Genomic DNA, 17,760 nt, shown 5'->3' with positions numbered 1-17,760 from the left:
TCAACTTGCGCAATTAATTCTATTGTTATATCTTTATTACATTAACATAAGCACCCCGGCCCACCAAGAGCCGTTTCCGCCAGAGAATGCGTCATGACTGATTACTACGGATACCGCAAAAAGTTCGCGGTACTGGTTCCCTCTACCAATACCGCGGTAGAAACCGAGTACCACAAAATGTGTCCCAACGGCGTGGTGCTCGCGACTCGCGCCTGCGTGATTCCGCCCTTCAATGTTCAGAATGAAGACGACTTTGTGAACATGGTAAAGGCCATTGGCGCGGCAACCGAACAGGGGCTTCGCGATGCACTGACCTGCCAGCCGGATCACGTCATTTTCGGATACTCCGCTGAAACCTTCTGGGATGGCAAAGAGCGCTCAGATCGCGAATTCCAGCGCTACAACCAGATTGCTCAAGAGGTCGGTGGCTGCAACATCACCTTCGGCGCCCAGGCCATACTCGATGCTTTGGCCTGCTACCCTTGGGTAAAACGCATTGGCGTCATCAGCCCCTATATGCCGGTGGGCGACAATCAGGTGGTGAAATTCCTCGGTGATATCGGCTATGAAGTCGTGCGCATCAAGGGCCACTGCTCCGATAGCCCGGTGACCATCGCCCACGAAGACTTTGGCAAAACCCGCCAACTGGTACGCGAGGTCGACGGCGACGATGTGGACTTGATCCTGCAAGCCGGCACCAACCTGTATTTTGTTGAGCTGGCTGCCCAGCTGGAACAGGAACTGGGCAAACCGGTACTGGCGATCAATGCGCTGACGTTCTGGCATGCGCTGCGCAACAACGGTATTCCCGATCGTGTGCGCGGCTTTGGTTCGCTGTTGGCAGAACATTGAGTTAATACCCTCTTTGGGCGCCAGTTCAGGCCGGAGTATTCTCGGTTCGCTCCTCCCCCAAACTGAACTGGCGCCCGATTTTTTCCGGAACCACTTATGCCCATTCTGTTCGCTACTGTCCTGATCGACCTGATTGGCTTCGGCATCATCATTCCGATTCTGCCCTTTCTGGCACCGCAGCTAGGCGGCGATGCCATGGATATTGCCCTGCTGCTCGCAATCTATTCGGTATTCGGCGGACTGTGCGGACCTTACTGGGGAAAGCTGAGCGATCAGATTGGCCGCAAACCGGTTCTGCTGATTTGCCTAGGGGGTGCAGGGCTGTCCTACATCATGCTGGCCTATTCCACCACGCTGCTGACCCTGTTCGTGTCGCGTATTTTTGCGGGCATTATGGCCGGTAATTTCGGTGTAGCTTCGGCGATGGTCGCCGATATGAGCAAGCCGGAAGAGCGCGCAAAATTTATGGGCATTATCGGCGCCGCCTTCGGCCTGGGCATGGTGATCGGCCCCTTCCTCGGTGGCGTGCTGGCAGGGCCCAATGGCGAATTTATGGTGCCGGCACTGGTCGCCGCCGGGCTGTCTTTTGCGGCGCTGATTGCCGGTGCGATCTTTCTCCCCGAATCCCTTACTCGCGCTCAGCGAGAGGATCAGGCGGAGCAAAGAGCCGCGAGTTCAAAACAATCCTTGCTCACCATGCTAAAAGAGAGCGGCAATACCCTATTGGCGCTGCAGTACTTTCTCAATAACAGCTGCCACACGGCTATTAGTTACCTGTTCCCCTTGTGGGTCGGCCATATGCTGGGCTGGGGTGCGAGAGAAGTCGGCATGGTGTTTGGTGCACAGGGGTTGGCCATGGCAATGCTTCAGGCTGGCCTGATTGGGCGGCTGGTGACATGGCTCGGCGAACTCAAGCTACTGTTGATCGGCACCTCGTTGATGGCGACGGGCTATGTGGTCGCCGCCAGTGCCGATAGCGCGATGGTCATTGTGCTCGCCTTCTTCATGATTGTCAGTGGCGGCACCGTATGCACGCCAGTACTCAACACACTGGTCGCCCATCGCACACCTATCCACCTCCGCGGGCGCATGCTGGGAACCACTTCCGCAAGCGCCGCCTGGGGGCGGGTATTTGGTCCACTGGCGGCCGGCTTTGCCCTGAGCACCTTGGGCTATCACCTGTCCTGGTTACTGGGAACCGCCGTCGCGCTGTGTATGATTGCGTGGGTGCTGGGGCAGATGAAGGCTAACGTTTCCGAAAGTCAGCAAAACCATCCGTAAGATCGCTAATAGCCCCGGCACTCAATTGAGCTAGGTTGTCGTCTGAGGCTTTCAATACCGAATTCAAAAACGCCACACTGGCGCTGTTTACCATCGCCAATGCATCGGTTTGCGGCTCGGCCTCCCGCTCCGGGCGACAGATCAGATTGCCGAGATAGTGATCCGCACCTTCAACAACTAACGCGTACTGCTCGCCCGGCTGTGACGTTTCAAACGACATCAGGTGGGCTCGCCAGTCGGGCCAGAACTGGGGATTACTATCCCAGGTTCCGGTGGTGACCAACACCGGGCCTTGCATGTTTTCCCAGCTTTTTTCATGGATCGCATCAAACATGGGCCCCGGCGGGGAAATGGCGATGACCCCGGCAACCCGGTCGTCACTCGCTCGCGATATCACGTTTTCATCGGACGCGATGGCCCCAGCAAACTGCTGGGCAGTAAACGCACCAAAGGAATGACCGGCGATAACCACATGGTCTTTTTGAAAGGTAAGCGCTGAACCAATCGATTCTTCCAGTTCAGCTTCGATCACCGAAAGATGGTCGAGCAAAAACTGAATATCCTGTACCCGGGCATCAATAAGCCCAAGCTGACCATAGCGCAGACTGTTAAAGATGCCGCGCGCCATACTACGGCCATCAAGGTGAGTCGTTGCAATCACCGTATAGCCATGACTACTCCAATGAGAGAGAAGGCGATCATACTTTTCGCGATCCGACCAATTGCCGTGCGAGAATATAACGACCGGGCTTTCGCCATCAAAGGCTTCCGGATACCAGATACGCAAAACCAATTCAGCGTTCGCCAGCTCCGGCGCTTCCAGTACGAGCCCATCCACAACCTCGGAACGATAGCTGCCAGTGGAATAGCCGGGCAAGGTCCGGGCGAGGACTTCTGAATCAACAGACAAGGGCGAAAACGGCGGCTTTTCTGCCGGCTCGTTGCCGCAAGCGGCAAGCAGGCACGCCAGTAGAATGACCACCCTTCGCTTCATTCGATATCTCCCTGGAGCAAAAAGCGGCGCGTCAACTTGGCGCTTTGTTCAGGTTTTTCCACGGGCAGCAAGTGTCCAGCTTGCGGCAGTATTTTGCTGACGACTCGCGGCGAAGACACTAACAATCGCGCAAACTGAGGCACCTGCTCCGTCGGCAATTGCGGATTATTTTCACCCCACACTATCAACACGGGAGCGCGAACCTGAGCGAGTACTGGCGCCGGCTCGCCCACATCGAAGCTGCGCATACGGCTGAGCTCTGCCTGGCGATTGCCGCTGCGCCGAAACATGGCGTGAAATTCTTCAACCAGCGCATCGCTCACGATGGAGGGGTCGTAAACCATCCATTCAATAAATCGGCGGTAAGCCAGCTCGGGTACGAAATAGAATACGCGGTAGAACCACTCCGGGATGGCCTTCGCATTGCGTTTGCTGCTCTGCTTTCGCTTCAGACCACCTGAATTGATCAGCACCAGATGCTCAACCTGTTCGGGGTGGCGTGCGGCGTAGTGAAAAGCGAAATTTCCACCCAACGAAGACCCCACCAGACTAAAACGCTCGAGTGACAGCGATTCAAATAAGCCTTCCATCAGCGCAATATCCCGCACCATGCTGTAATCGTTATTCGCTTCCGGACCGGTGAGGCCATGACTCGTCATATCAAAGCGCAGCAAGGTAAAGGCATCACTCAAATGTGGAATCCAGGCATCCCACATCCTTGAATTGAAATAGTGCGAGTGAATCAAAACGACGACGGGGGCACTACCCAGCGGCTGGCCATCAAGGCGGTAGGCGATGCGATTGCCATCAACGTCGGCAAAGGCAAGATTGTCATCAGCGTAGCGTTCGATCAGAACGTCTGTGGGGATATCACGATAGGCCACCAGCGCGAACAGCATATATGCCAGCACCAGCAGACACAGTGCCAACACAGCCCGCCCGAACCAGCGCAGCAAGGTAGCCATCAGCTGCCCATCATGGCGGCAAGCCCGGCACTCATCTCATCCAGCACCGGTGCAACCTGTTTTCGCTCCGCCGCAGCATGCCACCATTGCTTCAAAAGTGGCGTTGCCGACAGTATATCGGCCTCACCGAAGATCGCCGGCACTTTCACCACATAAAACAAGGTTGGGGCAAGCAGGCAGTCGAGAAACCCAAACTCTGACAAGGCAGGTGCCAGCGGCTGGCTCAAAAACTTTTCTAAGGTCGCCAGGCGAGCCTTGAGTGCGTCGAGATTTTTGGCAATGGCTTCGCTGTCGCCGCTTTTCAACTTGAGTTCCAGAAACAGCGGAAATAGCGCCTGCGCTAGATCCAAGTCGGTAAAACGCCCGACACTGCGTAGCCAGGCACGTTGCAATGGGTCCGTGGGCATGAGCGCCTGCTCTGGAAAGCGTTCCTCCAGGAACTCCATGATCGCCGCAGATTCCACCAGCGTACTGCCATCCACCTCCAGCGCCGGCACCTTCCCCGTGGGAGTCATCGCTTTGAAGGACTCAGACCCCAAGCCCCCCTCCGGAGCGGCGACCTCGATCGGCAGCTTACCGGCGAGGATCTGAATACGTATGCGGGATGCGTAAGGCGAATGAGGCACGCTGTAGAGTTTCATTGCTGTCTCCAAAAAGAACGTTTCTGCCTGCGCAGATCAGCCAATCAAATGAACACCGAAGGCGGCGTTAACAAACAAGCCTAGCCAGATTATCCAGACCCACGGGCGGCAACGCGCAACAGAATCGGCCATGGTATTGTTGACCAATTCACTCGGGCCTTCGCTCATCAGCTTTACAAAAGCCGGCACAAAGGGTTTCAGATTGATTCGAATGGCGATACCGCAGCACACCAGGGCGGCAAAAACGAGGATCTTCCAAGCCACCCAATCCGCAAAAATCGGTGCCTGATCCAACAGCCCCATGACCGCAAATACCGTCAAGGCGATGACGACCGCAATACGAAAATACAGATCAAACTGGCTCAGGCGCGCAGTAAAGGCTTTACCTTCATTAAAATAAAGTACCAGGACATTGCCCAACCAAACGGCGGCCAATAACCAGACGACCAGTAAAGCCCAAGTAGGAATCTGCACCAAACCCATGGAGACCGACATGTGCATACCCAGCGGCAGAATAAGGGGCATACTCATTTTCGGGCCCTGATCGCAGGCCAGCATGATTTTGAGGGCAATGGCGCGCGCCTCAACCCCGATGTCGCGGTTGACCACGTAGCGACTGGCGACAAAGGTTCCGAGGTCCCCACCTAGCCAGTAGACAAAGGCAACAATATGGGCAAACTGGAGCCAGAGAATTTCATTCATACGCAATCCAAGGTTGCTGGCGGCACGTAATACAGCGCTCGACATTTAAATGTATTAATATATTATCTTTATATCATTTGTTGCGCAACCAAGCCATAGACTACTCGCATGCTGCAAAGCAGGTACGACAACCATAACAGACGGGAACCGATAGACTGATGTCGATGCTGAAACGATTCACTCCCCTGCTCATTCTGGCGGGAGGCTTTGCGACTGCCTTCGTCATCGCCAATGGCAAGCCTGCTCCTGAGCCGAAAGCGGTCGCTGCGGCTGCAGTGCCCAGCGTGGACATTCTGTCTCTGCAACCGCAAACCAGCATTATTACACTCCAAAGTGAAGGCACTCTCACCGCCAAGCGAGATATCGATCTGGTTGCTGAAGTCAGTGGGCGGATAGTGAGTGTGATGCCCGCGTTTGCGGATGGCGCTTCTGTTTCAGCCGAGACGATGCTGCTTCAGATAGACCCTGCCGACTACGAAACGGAAGTCGTCCGCGCCAAGGCGCGACTCGCCGATGCCGAACAGGCACTGGCGCTCGAGAAAGGTCGCGCCCGACAGGCCAAGCGCGAGTGGCGCGACCTCGGCAGTCGGGAAGCCAATGACCTGTTTCTGCGCAAACCACAACTGAAAGCGATGGAAGCTGCCGTGGCCGCCGCCGAGGCCGATCTGCGCAAAGCCGAGTTAAATCTCCAGCGCACCCGCATCCACGCTCCTTTTAATGGCCGGTTGTACAACCTCCAGGCCAACCTTGGCCAATATGTGTCTCCCGGCACACCTGTCGCCAGTATTTTTGACGCCAGCGTCGGCGAAATTGCCTTGCCGTTGAGCGAACGTCAGCTGCGTTTGCTGGCACTGCCGCTGGCCGCTGACGGCCCCGTTGATGTGGAAGTTAAAGCGCACTTTGGCAACAAGACGCTGACGCGACAAGCCAGCCTCGTTCGCAGCGGCGCACGCCTCGATTCAGATACCCGCCAGCTCGCGGCCATGGTTGAGATAGATCAGCCTTTTAGTGGCCCCGACGCGTTGCTGGCCGGTCAATTTGTGGAAGTCAGTCTGCCCAGCAAGGCACTCGACAATGTTGCGATCATTCCACAAGCTGCACTCCACCCACGCGATACCCTGTGGCTGCTCGACGAGGATAACCGCCTGACGATTCAACAGGTCGAGGTACTGCAAGCTTCAGGTGATAAGGTTGCCATTCAACTGCCCGATGATCAGCCGCTGCGACTGGTTACCTCCTACCTCGCCAATCCGGTTCCGGGCATGGCCCTGTTACCGAGATTGCCCCAAAGCGCACAGACCGCGAGTCAGCAACTATGAGCAGCGTTACCCGCTGGTTTATCCACAACCCGATTGCCGCTCACTTGGTCATGCTGCTGGTCTTTCTCGGCGGCATCACCACGCTGCCGCAACTCGACAAGGAGTTTTTCCCGCAGCGCAAGCTGAATCAGATCACCATTACCGTTAACTATCCCGGCGCCAATCCCGGCGAAGTTGAAAAACAGATCGTTCTGAGAATTGAAGAAGCCATCGCCGATGTCAACGGCATTGAAGAGATGCGGTCAACCGCCCGCGAGGGCCAAGCCAGCGTGGTGGTGGATATTGCCAGCGGTGAAGATTCTCAGCGACTGCTGAACGATATCAAAACCCGAGTCGAAGGGATTACCACCTTCCCCGCTGAGACCGAGCGCCCCTTGATCAGCGAGCGCTTGTGGCGCAGCCGCATGATCAGCCTGACACTGTCCGGCGAGCTGCCAGAAGCGCAGTTAAAAGAGCTGGGAGAGACCATTCGCGAGGAGCTTTCTGCACTGCCTGCAGTATCACTGGTCGAACTGAGGACACCGCGCAACGACGAGCTCGCCATTGAGATTTCGGAAGCGGCCCTGCGTCAGTATGGGCTGAATTTCGACGATGTCGCTACGGCTGTGCGGCAGACTTCTGTCACCATGCCCGGCGGTAAGATCCGTACCGATGACGGTGATCTGCAGATTCAGATTCGCGGACAGGCTTACACCGCACGGGAGTTTGAACAGATTCCTCTGCGCAGCAAGATCGACGGTGCTCAACTGACGGTAGCCGATGTCGCGACCGTCATCGATGGCTTTGAAGAAATCGATGTTATCGGGCTATTTGATCGCAAGCCCTCTTATTCCGTCGACGTGTACGTCACAACTCGCCCCAACGTACTGAAGACCAGCGCCGCGGTGCGCAACTACGTCGAACAGATCACACCTACGCTGCCACCCGGTGTGGAACTCCGCTTGTGGCGAGATATGTCGATCCCCTTTGGGGAACGTATGAATACCCTGCTCAGCAACGGCTTTGGCGGCTTGGTATTGGTGTTTATTCTGCTGCTGCTGTTTCTTCGCCCCCTACTGGCAATCTGGGTTAGCGCCGGGATTGGCGTCGCTTTTCTCGGTGCGATCTGGTTGCTGCCGGTATTGGGCACCAGTCTGAATATGGTGTCCCTGTTCGCGTTTATTCTGATTCTCGGTATCGTCGTCGACGACGCGATTATCGTTGGCGAATCCATTTACAGCGCACAGGAACAGGGCAAGCCCGGCGCGGAAGGCGCCTGGTATGGCACGCGCGCCGTTATGAAACCGGTGTGGTTTGCGGTGATCTCGACCATGCTGTTTTTTGTACCCTTTTATTTCTTGCCGGAAGAAGCCGCCGAGCCACCGAACCTCGCCGATGTGGTGATGCTGGCACTGGCCTTTTCCCTGTTTGAATCCACCATGATTTTGCCCGCTCACCTGGCGCGCATGAAACCGGAACAACCCGGGCGCTTTGCCTGGCAGCGTGGTCTCGGTAACATTCGCCAGCGTTTTTCCAAGGGTTTGCATGCGGTTGGTGATCGCATCTATCAGCCTCTACTGGCGTCCTGCATCCATCGCCGCGGTATCACGGTGGCGGGCTTCATCGCCCTGTTTATGATCGTTTTGTCTTTCCTGATCGGCGGCTGGATGAAAGCCAGTTTTTTCCCGCGGGTTCCCGGGGATCATCTGGTTGCGAACGTTACGCTGGAAGAAGGCGTTCCCTTTTCTGAGGTCGAGCGCACCATGGAACGCATGATCGCCGCTGCCGAGGACATCAAAGCGGAACTGAACGATAACAGCGATCTGTCCTACGCTGGCAGTATCGAGGCTGCTGCCTACAACAATACCGTGCGCGCGACACTGGAACTGCTGAACGTCGAGCAACGCAACCAGCCCGTTCAGACATTGAGAGACCAGTGGCAAGAGCTGATCGGCCCGTTGCCCAACGCCAAGGATGTTGATATCGCCTTTACCATTATTCCACTCGGAAAAGCCATTGAGCTACAGGTGGTGGCCGACGACGTTGAACGCTTGCGCGAGACCACTGATGCGATCGCAGCAGAACTCGCGCGCTACCCCGGGGTGTTCAATGTCCGCAATAGTCTCGCCAACCCTCAGGCAGAAATTTCACTGGATTTGAAACCCCGCGCCGAGTCTCTGGGCATTCAATTGCGTGACGTTGCCCGACAGGTCAGGCAGGGGTTTTACGGCGAGGAGGTGCAGCGCATTCCGCGCCTGCGTGAAGACGTCAGGGTTATGGTGCGCTATCCGCGAGAATCGCGAGAATCCATTCACAGCCTGCGCGATATGAAGATACGGACTGCCGACGGCCGTGAAATCCCTTTCCAGGCGGTTGCCGAACTCGACTTTGTCGACGGATACACCACCATTGATCGAATTGACCGACAACGGGTAGCGAGTGTCTCTGCCGACCTACAGCCGGGTTTCAGCGCCGGCGCGGTACTTGGTGCTCTGCTAAACGATCCGCAATGGGAGTCACGTTTCCCCGAAGCAACGGTACAGAAAGAAGGTGAGCAACAACAGCAATCCGAGTTCCTCGATCGCACAGCGCAATTGATGTTGCTGTCACTGTTGTTGATTTATGGCCTGATGGCTATCGTATTCCAGTCGTACTGGCAGCCGGTCATTATTATGACGGCGATTCCCTTCGGATTTATGGGAGGTTTGCTCGGCCACCTGCTGCTGGGTCAGGAACTGGCCATGTTTTCGGTGCTGGGTATGGTGGCCTGTGCCGGTGTGGTGGTGAACGATAATCTGGTACTACTCGATCGCATCAACACCCTTCGTACCGAAGGACGCGACGCGATGGATGCTGTTTTACAAGGCGCCCGGGATCGCTTCCGGCCAATTGTGCTCACATCCATGACCACCTTTATCGGGCTAACCCCCATCATGATGGAAAGCTCAATCCAGGCGCAGTTTTTGAAGCCGATGGTCGTCGCGCTAGCCTTTGGCGTACTGACAGCATCTTTTATCACGCTGATTTTCGTGCCCTGTATTTACCTCATGGGCGACGCGCTAATCTCACGCGCAAGCGCGCGCCTTTCCAGCACGACTGCAAGTTCTCAATAAAAATCGCATGGTAGAATCCGCTCCTTTGTACAGGTTGCGGATTCAGGTATGCAGTTACACAACATTTCGCTCACTCTTGGCGGAAAAACGGTTCTCAGTGAGATCAACTGGCAGATTCCACCGGGGGAGTGCTGGGGGATTCTCGGAACCAACGCGTCCGGTAAAAGCTCACTGGCACAGGTATTGAGTGGCGAGTTGAGCGCAGAGGGCGAGATCACCGGCTTGCCAGAGCGCGTGCTGTGGGTGTCGCTGGAATCCCAGCAGGCACTTTACGAAGACGAGCTGTACCGGGATGAAAGCGATCTCACCAACGAGATCGATGAAGGACGCACCGTCCGCCAATTGCTGGAAGAAATCGCGCCCTGGTCACCTACCCACAAGCAACTTTGCGAAACCCTGAACCTTAGTGCGCTGCTGGATCGGGGATACCGGCGGCTCAGCAGTGGTGAAGGACGTCGCGCGCTGCTCGCCTGTGCACTACTGCAGAAGCCGGATTTATTGATTCTCGATGAGCCCTTCGAAGGCCTGGACCAGCAAAGCTATGCCCAGTTAAAACAATCACTGAATGCACTGGTCTTACAGGGACAATGGCTAATGCTGGTGGTTAACCAGAGCGCGCAACTGATTGATGAATGCCGCCATGTTGCGCTATTGGATGCGGGCAAAATGCTCTACCAAGGCCCTCGCCCCGAAGAACTGGAGTCGGTATGGCAGCAATTGGATCGTCATCGCAAATCGCTCCCGCAACTGCCTCCACGCAATCCTGAATTTCAGTTACCGTCTTGGCCCGACGAAAAACCACTGCTCGTCTTCACCAATGCCTTCGTGCAGTACGGTGACACCTTCCAGTTTCGCGACTTCAACTGGCAATTACAGCCCGGTCAGCACACCCGGATTCACGGCCCGAACGGCAGCGGTAAATCCACGCTACTCGGACTGATAACCGGCGATCACCCGCAGTGTTATCGCAATGATCTGGAAATTCTCGGCTTTCGACGCGGCAGCGGTGAAAGTATCTGGGAGATCAAAAAACACATTGGTTATGTTTCGGGCAGCCTACACCGTGATTACCGGGCATCGGCCAGTGCACTGACCGTAGTGATTTCTGGCTTAACCGATTCCATTGGCGTGTATTCCGCCGTCGGTGAAAAAGAAAGGGAACTCGGTCTGCACTGGCTGGATATACTCGGACTGAGGGAACAGGCCAACGCGCCTTTTCGCAGTCTGTCTATGGGCCAGCAACAACTGCTGCTGATTGCCCGGGCGCTGATCAAGCAGCCACCACTGATTATTCTGGACGAACCCACCGAAGGCCTCGATGACTTCAACCGCTTTTATGTGTTGAAGATTGTTGAAAAGCTGATCGCCGCCAGTGGCAGCACCCTGCTGCTGGTTTCACACCGCGAGGATGAAACACTGGCGTGCATCAAACACACCCTTGAGTTCGTACCTGTCGAGCTCGATGAAGTGCGGTACAACATAACGCACACCATACGGGACTAGCGGCAAAGCCACTTCAGCACCGGGAAGCAGCCAACGCGTCATTCAATTAGAGCGGTACTTCGGCAAGTCGTGCGTTACCGAATTATCCGTTCAATAAATTGAAACACTGACTCCCAATGCGCTCTGGCCATCTCGGTATCAGGGAAGAATGATTCATAGGCGTGCGGACCGCCTTTAGTGACGTATAGCTCGCACTCAACACCGTCGGCCTGCAGGCGTTCAGCATAGGCATAATCTTCATCCGCAAACAGATCGATACTGCCAACGCCCAGCCACGCCGGAGGCAAGCCGGCAAGGGATTTACGGCGCGCGGGGACGGAATGCTCGGGCACGTCAGGCAGACCCGGCTCCTGCCCAAGATAACACTGCCAGCCAGCGCGGTTGCTGCGATTGTTCCAGATAAAGTGTTTTTCTTCGGTGAGGTCATTTCGCAGCACGGTGCGATCATCCAGCATCGGACAGAACAGCAGTTGCGCCATGGGCTGAACGCCGCCCTCGTCATACAAACGCTGAGCCAGTGCCGCCGTTAAGCCACCGCCGGCGCTTTGGCCACCAATAATCACGCGTTTGGGATCGATCCCTAAATCGGCCGCATTGGCCTGCAACCAACGCCAGGTTGCCGCGCAATCATCAAGTGCGGCGGGAAATTTATCCGCCGGTGCCATACGGTAGTGGGCCGAAATCACGGTAATGCCCAAGCGTTTAATAATCCGCTGGACCAGCTTGTCGTCCTGATTGGCGTGGCCAAACAGGTAGCCGCCGCCATGAATCCACAACAGGGCAACATCGGATTGCGGTTTGCGGGGCCGGTAGAGTTTGCTTTGGGAATGGTTGTGATTAATCCATTCCACTGCGATGTCGTCGTCACCTTTGAAACCGGGCATCATCCCGGCCAGTTTTGCAACCAGCCAGCGCACGGGCGCCAAGTGAACGGGGATGGTAGGCATCCAGCGCATGTTGCGCTGGATTTCGGGGTGGACTTGGTCGAGGTGCATTATTCTGATCTCTCGCAAAAAAACACCATTATCGCGAGTGAACAGGGCTGTGCAATAGCCTGAAGGGCCTAAATTGCACGCTGGTATTAATGCACTTAGTCTGACAAATCAGAAGCCGCCAGAGCCTGCTCGAACCGTTGCATGGCCTCAAGCAGCTCTTCCGTCGTTGCACAGGTAAACGCGACATGACCCACTTTACGGCCCGGTCGCGGTGCCTTGTTGTACCAACTCAGGCGACCGTTAGAGGGCAGTAGCGCGTGGGGTGCGGCTTTGGTTCCCAGAAGGTTAACCATGCCGGAGGCACCTATAGGCTGCGTAGTTCCCAGTGTCAGGCCGGTAATCGCCCGCAAGTGGTTTTCGAATTGATCCACGCAGCCGCTGCCCATGGTCCAGTGACCACTGTTGTGAACACGTGGAGCGATTTCGTTAACAATCACCTGCTCGCCCACCAGGAAGAACTCGATCGCCAGCACGCCGACGTATTCCAAGCCGTTGGCAATGCGCTCAGCGTAGTCGGTCAGGGTCTGCTCGATGTTGTCTGACAAGGGTTCAAGCGGCACATAGCAGCTCGCAAGAACGCCTTTTTTCATGGTGTTGCGCACTGTCGGATAACACTTGATCTCGCCACTGCGACTGCGCACCACGACTTTGGAGACTTCACAGTCAAAATTAACCGCGCTCTCGATCAGCCAGCCGCGTAAATCACCTTGGGCCGCCAGCGCATCGCGCTCCGCCAGCGAGTTCAATCGGCCCTGCGCCTTGCCGTCATAACCTTCGCTGACGGATTTTGCGAAACAGGGGAAATCGCTTTCCTCGACTTCATCCAGCGTTTCGCAATAACGAAAAGGCGCGACCGGGATACCCAGCCCTTCCAGCAACAAACGCTCTTTATGACGGTGGCTGCACTTGGCAAACCCGGGAACAGGCGGATAAACCTTCGCGCATTTTTCCAGCCCTTCCAGCAGCGTCACATCCAGCTGCTCGCTTTCCATGGTAATAACGTGGGGCTCGCCCAGCTTGCGGTAAACCGCTTCGGGAGTGTCATCCTGATCGCGATAGACTATCTGCCCCAGATGCTCAACACAGGCGGCGTTGGCGCCACTGTCGAGCAGAAAGCTGAAACGAATACCCAGTGGAATGCCGGCCAGCGCTGTCATCCGCGCCAGCTGACCGCCTCCAACAATCGCGACGTGCATTACTCTACCTCTACCGGAACAGAATCAGTTTGACGGTCTTTCCAAGCCTGCAGGGCCTTAGCCAACTCAGGGTCTGACAGGGCCAGAATCTGCACCGCCATCAGACCGGCGTTGAACGCACCGGGCTCGCCGATAGCCTGCGTAGCCACCGCGACACCCTTGGGCATTTGAACAATAGAAAGGAGACTGTCGACGCCATTGAGGGCCTTGGACATGACCGGCACTGCAACCACCGGCAGCGTGGTCATGGAGGCCACCATACCCGGCAGGTGAGCCGCTCCGCCGGCACCGGCGATAATTACCTGAATACCGTTATCCTTGGCTTGGGTCGCAAACTCGCAGAGCCGCTCCGGCGTCCGGTGCGCCGATACCACTTTAGCCTCCACGGAAACGCCGAATTCTTCGATCAGCTCCACCGCGAGTTTCATGGTCGGCCAGTCTGAGCGCGAGCCCATCACCACGGCAACCTTGGCTTTTGACATAGTTCATCCCTCCAGAAAAGGCTTACGGCGCAGCGGCAGGGCCGACGCGCCGTATAAATTTGTCCCGATCACGGGTGGGGCTCACACCGGAAACAGTGCTTTTTTGGGGCGGCCCGATTAAACAGGCGGGAGATTATAGACCAGCTGGGCGCTGGAGGCAGCATTTTGGGGTATTTCGGACGCTCGGCTGGTTATCGGCGGGTAATTTTGGCTGCAGGTTTCGCCCTGCTGGGCGAGTTTCCGTTTGCGCCGCCGGATGCGAAGCGCGCAAGGGATCGGTTGGAGCGTAGCGTAAACCGACTGCGGAACAGGGTGCCCTTTTTCTTGGTTACTTCTTTTTGGGCATGCAAAAAGAAGTAACTCGCCAGCAGGCGAAACCTGCAATATCAAAAACCTAGAATGAAGGCGACTCCCGCCAAACCCCTACCCCTCAATCTCCACCAAAACCTCCCCAGGTGTAACCCGATCTCCCTTGGCCACATGAATGGCAACCACCTTGCCATCAATCGTCGCCTGCACCTCAGCCTCCATCTTCATAGCCTCAGTCACCAGCACGGGCTGACCGGCTTTGATCTCATCCCCCACAGCTACCAGCACTTCAACAATATTCCCTGGCATACCCGTGGTGACATGACCCGGCTGGCTGGCCTGTTTGCGGCCGCTGGCGCCTTCGGCCTGATATTCGTTCAGGGCTTCGAATACAACTTCCTGCGGCACGCCGTCGAGGGTCATATAGAAGTGGCGCTTGCCTTTGCCTTTTACGCCAACACCCGTGATTTCCACCTGATAGCTTTCGCCGTGCACATCCACCACAAACTCAGTCGGAGTACCGCCAACGGCTGCAGCCTGACCACCGGCTTGTTCGATGGGCAGCAGCACTTCTGGCTCAAGCGTGCCGGCGGCGCGCTGTTCGAGGAAGGTTTTACCGAGGTCGGGGAACATGGCGTAGGTCAGCACGTCTTCTTCGCTTTTTGCCAGCTCACCAATATCAGTGCGCAGTTTATCGAGCTCTGCGGGCAGCAGATCCGCCGGGCGTACGTCGATGACGTCTTCGCTACCAACGGCTTTGCGGCGCAGTTCATCGTCTACCGCCGCGGGTGCTTTGCCGTAGTGCCCCATCAGGTAGCGCTTAACCTCATTGGTGATGGTCTTGTAGCGCGCACCGGCCAGCACATTCATTACCGCCTGGGTACCGACAATCTGCGAGGTTGGCGTAACCAGCGGAGGGTAGCCGAGGTCTTTACGCACCTTCGGTATTTCGGCAAAGACCTCGTCTATGCGATTCAAGGCGCCCTGCTCTTTCAGCTGGTTTGCCAGATTCGACATCATGCCGCCCGGCACCTGATTGATCTGCACCGACACATCTTCGCGCGTGAATTCGCTTTCGAACTGGTGGTATTTCTTTCTGACCGCCCAGAAGTGGCGCGCGATTTCGTTAAGCAGCTCCAGATCGAGGCCGGTGTCGTATTCGGTGCCTTTCAAGGCCGCAACCATGGATTCGGTGGCCGGATGGCTGGTGCCGCTGGCAAAGGCCGAGATCGCGGTATCAATATGATCGACGCCGTTTTCAATCGCCTTCAGCTGGCACAGCGGCGCCAGACCGGAGGTGCTGTGGCTGTGCAGAAAGATAGGCAGATCCAGTTCGGCCTTCAGGGCTTTGATCAATTCACCCGTCGCATAGGGCGTGAGCAGGCCCGCCATATCCTTGATCGCAATGGAGTCACAACCCATCGCCGCCATAGCTTTGGCCTGTTCCACAAAGGCCTCGACGGTGTGCACCGGGCTGGTGGTGTAACAGAGTGTGCCCTGCGCGTGCTTGCCACTCTTTTTGACTGCTTTGATCGCGGTTTCCACATTGCGAACATCGTTCATCGCATCGAAGACGCGGAACACATCGATACCGTTTTCTGCGGATTTAGCGACAAAAGCTTCCACTACATCATCGGCGTAGTGACGGTAACCCAAGAGGTTCTGGCCGCGCAGCAGCATTTGCAGGCGGGTGTTGGGCAGAGCTGCACGCAACTGACGCAGGCGCTCCCACGGGTCTTCTTTCAGAAAACGCACACAGGCATCAAAGGTGGCGCCGCCCCAGACTTCCAGTGACCAGAAACCGACCTGATCCAGCTTGTCACAGATCGGCAGCATATCTTCGGTGCGCAGGCGGGTGGCGATCAGTGACTGGTGGCCATCGCGCAATACCACATCGGTGATTTGTACAGGCTTGCTCATGGGGTTCTCCAAAAGACTCTTTCTAAATTAATTACAGGCCGGCGTAGGCGGCAATGGCGGTGGCAATAGCCAGGGCAATATCCTCTGGCCGGCTTTTTTCCGAGTACTGCATCAGCTCCGGATGCTGATCCACAAAGCTGGTATCAAAACTCGCGGAGCGAAAATCCGGATGTTGCAGAATCTGCTGGTAGTAAGGCGCGGTGGTCTTAATGCCTTGCAGACGCATGTCGTTGAGCGCGCGCACGGCGCGATCCAGCGCGTCTTCCCACTGCAGGCTCCAGACAATCAGCTTCAGACACATGGAATCGAAGTACGGCGGAATGTCGTAACCGGTGTAGATGGCGGTATCGACCCTCACCCCAGGCCCGCCCGGCGCGTAGTAACGACTCACTTTGCCGAAGCTCGGCAGGAAATTGTTTTTGGGGTCTTCGGCGTTGATTCGCAGTTGCAGGGCATAGCCGCGATAGCTGATATCCTGCTGGCGAAAACCCAAGGGCAAGCCGCTGGCGATGCGGATCTGTTCGCGTACGATATCGATACCCGTGATTTGCTCGGTGATGGTGTGCTCCACCTGCACCCGGGTATTCATTTCCATAAAGTAGACTTGATTGTCGGCCAGCAGAAATTCAACCGTCCCCGCGTTCTCGTAACCGACGGCTTCCGCCGCAGTAACCGCTAACTCACCCACATAGGCGCGCTGTTCGGGGGTCAATTGCGGTGAGGGGGCGATCTCGATCAGCTTCTGATTGCGACGCTGAATGGAGCAGTCCCGCTCGAACAGATGCACCACATTGCCGTGACTGTCAGCCAGTACCTGCACCTCGATATGCCGCGGGTTAACGATGCACTTTTCCATAAAGACATCGGCATTGCCGAAGGCCTTGGTCGCCTCGGAAATTACCCGTTCGTAGTTACGCTCCAGTTCCGCCTCGTTATCGCAGCGGCGGATACCCCGGCCACCACCGCCGGAGGTCGCCTTGAGCATCACCGGGTAGCCTATGCGCTCGGCTTCTTTCTTCGCCTCCGCGACATCCGAAAGGTTGCCTTCGCTGCCGGGCGTCACTGGCACACCGGCTTCCACCATGGCCTGCCGCGCCTGGGTTTTGTCACCCATGCGGTGAATCACCTCGGCCGACGGGCCGATAAACAGCACGCCGCGCTGCTTGCAGATTCGCGCCAATTCGGCGTTTTCAGAAAGAAAACCGTAGCCGGGATGAATGGCATCACAACCGGTTTCCACCGCCACGTTCACGATATGGTGGGGATTGAGGTAGCCAGCCAATGGGTCGCTGCCCAGGCTGTGAGCCTCATCCGCGCGCTTTACGTGCAAGGCGTAGCGATCCGGCTCGGTATAGACCGCCACTGAACGAATGCCCATCTCGGCACAGGCCCGCACAATGCGAACCGCAATTTCGCCCCGGTTGGCTATCAGTATCTTCTTAATCATGGTTCCCGCCCTCTCACAGGGAGCTCAACTCAGTCGCCTACCCTAGCGGATCGGCCATTTAA

The 17,760-nt window shown here is 56.5% G+C and carries 14 protein-coding genes; 5 read left to right on the top strand and 9 right to left on the bottom strand.

Going from position 1 to position 17,760, the window contains the following annotated elements; translation table 11 throughout:
• Positions 1-93: 93 nt before the first annotated feature.
• Complete coding sequence (locus tag FHR99_RS11020; protein ID WP_183410703.1) at positions 94-852, top strand: maleate cis-trans isomerase family protein; 759 nt, start codon at positions 94-96, stop codon at positions 850-852.
• Positions 853-948: 96 nt separating this feature from the next.
• Complete coding sequence (locus FHR99_RS11015) at positions 949-2,133, top strand: MFS transporter (protein WP_183410702.1); 1,185 nt, start codon at positions 949-951, stop codon at positions 2,131-2,133.
• Here FHR99_RS11015 and FHR99_RS11010 read toward each other — a convergent pair.
• The 4 genes from FHR99_RS11010 to FHR99_RS10995 are packed head-to-tail and all read right to left on the bottom strand — an operon-like array spanning position 2,099 to position 5,435.
• Positions 2,099-3,127 (bottom strand): alpha/beta hydrolase family protein, encoded by a 1,029-nt coding sequence (locus FHR99_RS11010; RefSeq protein ID WP_183410701.1) that lies wholly within the window; start codon positions 3,125-3,127, stop codon positions 2,099-2,101. The two genes, FHR99_RS11015 and FHR99_RS11010, sit on opposite strands and share 35 nt — an antisense overlap.
• A complete protein-coding gene (locus FHR99_RS11005) occupies positions 3,124-4,092 on the bottom strand; it encodes an alpha/beta fold hydrolase (protein ID WP_183410700.1) in 969 nt (322 codons plus the stop codon). Before FHR99_RS11005 ends, FHR99_RS11010 begins: the two co-directional genes overlap by 4 nt.
• Positions 4,092-4,733, bottom strand: a complete 642-nt coding sequence (locus FHR99_RS11000) for a glutathione S-transferase family protein (RefSeq protein WP_183410699.1) — start codon at positions 4,731-4,733, stop codon at positions 4,092-4,094. Before FHR99_RS11000 ends, FHR99_RS11005 begins: the two co-directional genes overlap by 1 nt.
• Positions 4,734-4,769: 36 nt before the next feature.
• Positions 4,770-5,435 carry a hypothetical protein gene (locus FHR99_RS10995; protein ID WP_183410698.1) on the bottom strand — a complete coding sequence of 222 codons (666 nt, stop codon included), beginning with the start codon at positions 5,433-5,435 and terminating at the stop codon, positions 4,770-4,772.
• A 158-nt stretch (positions 5,436-5,593) separates the two neighbouring features.
• Between FHR99_RS10995 and FHR99_RS10990 the strand changes: the two genes are divergently transcribed.
• From FHR99_RS10990 to modF, 3 genes are read left to right on the top strand one after another with little or no spacing between them, the layout of a single operon-like run.
• Entirely contained in the window at positions 5,594-6,754 is a 1,161-nt protein-coding gene (locus FHR99_RS10990) for an efflux RND transporter periplasmic adaptor subunit (protein ID WP_183410697.1), read from the top strand.
• Complete coding sequence (locus tag FHR99_RS10985) at positions 6,751-9,846, top strand: efflux RND transporter permease subunit (protein WP_183410696.1); 3,096 nt, start codon at positions 6,751-6,753, stop codon at positions 9,844-9,846. Before FHR99_RS10990 ends, FHR99_RS10985 begins: the two co-directional genes overlap by 4 nt.
• Positions 9,847-9,894: 48 nt before the next feature.
• Positions 9,895-11,349 (top strand): molybdate ABC transporter ATP-binding protein ModF, encoded by a 1,455-nt coding sequence (gene modF / locus FHR99_RS10980; protein WP_183410695.1) that lies wholly within the window; start codon positions 9,895-9,897, stop codon positions 11,347-11,349.
• 74 nt (positions 11,350-11,423) lie between these two features.
• Here modF and FHR99_RS10975 read toward each other — a convergent pair whose 3' ends face one another.
• The 5 genes from FHR99_RS10975 to FHR99_RS10955 all read right to left on the bottom strand — a co-directional run bounded on the left by FHR99_RS10975 (position 11,424) and on the right by FHR99_RS10955 (position 17,698).
• Positions 11,424-12,344, bottom strand: coding sequence for an alpha/beta hydrolase (locus tag FHR99_RS10975; RefSeq protein WP_183410694.1), 921 nt, complete (start codon positions 12,342-12,344; stop codon positions 11,424-11,426).
• 95 nt (positions 12,345-12,439) lie between these two features.
• A complete protein-coding gene (locus tag FHR99_RS10970) occupies positions 12,440-13,540 on the bottom strand; it encodes a 5-(carboxyamino)imidazole ribonucleotide synthase (RefSeq protein ID WP_183410693.1) in 1,101 nt (366 codons plus the stop codon).
• Complete coding sequence (gene purE / locus FHR99_RS10965; protein WP_183410692.1) at positions 13,540-14,022, bottom strand: 5-(carboxyamino)imidazole ribonucleotide mutase; 483 nt, start codon at positions 14,020-14,022, stop codon at positions 13,540-13,542. Before purE ends, FHR99_RS10970 begins: the two co-directional genes overlap by 1 nt.
• A 423-nt stretch (positions 14,023-14,445) precedes the next feature.
• Positions 14,446-16,251, bottom strand: coding sequence for a sodium-extruding oxaloacetate decarboxylase subunit alpha (gene oadA, locus FHR99_RS10960; protein WP_183410691.1), 1,806 nt, complete (start codon positions 16,249-16,251; stop codon positions 14,446-14,448).
• Positions 16,252-16,282: 31 nt separating this feature from the next.
• Positions 16,283-17,698, bottom strand: a complete 1,416-nt coding sequence (locus tag FHR99_RS10955) for an acetyl-CoA carboxylase biotin carboxylase subunit (protein WP_183410690.1) — start codon at positions 17,696-17,698, stop codon at positions 16,283-16,285.
• Positions 17,699-17,760: the final 62 nt, after the last annotated feature.

It is taken from the genome of Litorivivens lipolytica (assembly GCF_014191715.1).
Classification (GTDB): Bacteria; Pseudomonadota; Gammaproteobacteria; order Pseudomonadales; family Spongiibacteraceae; genus Litorivivens; species Litorivivens lipolytica.
Note: the sequence above shows the minus strand (reverse complement) of the source record. Positions and strands in the feature narration are given on the sequence as shown.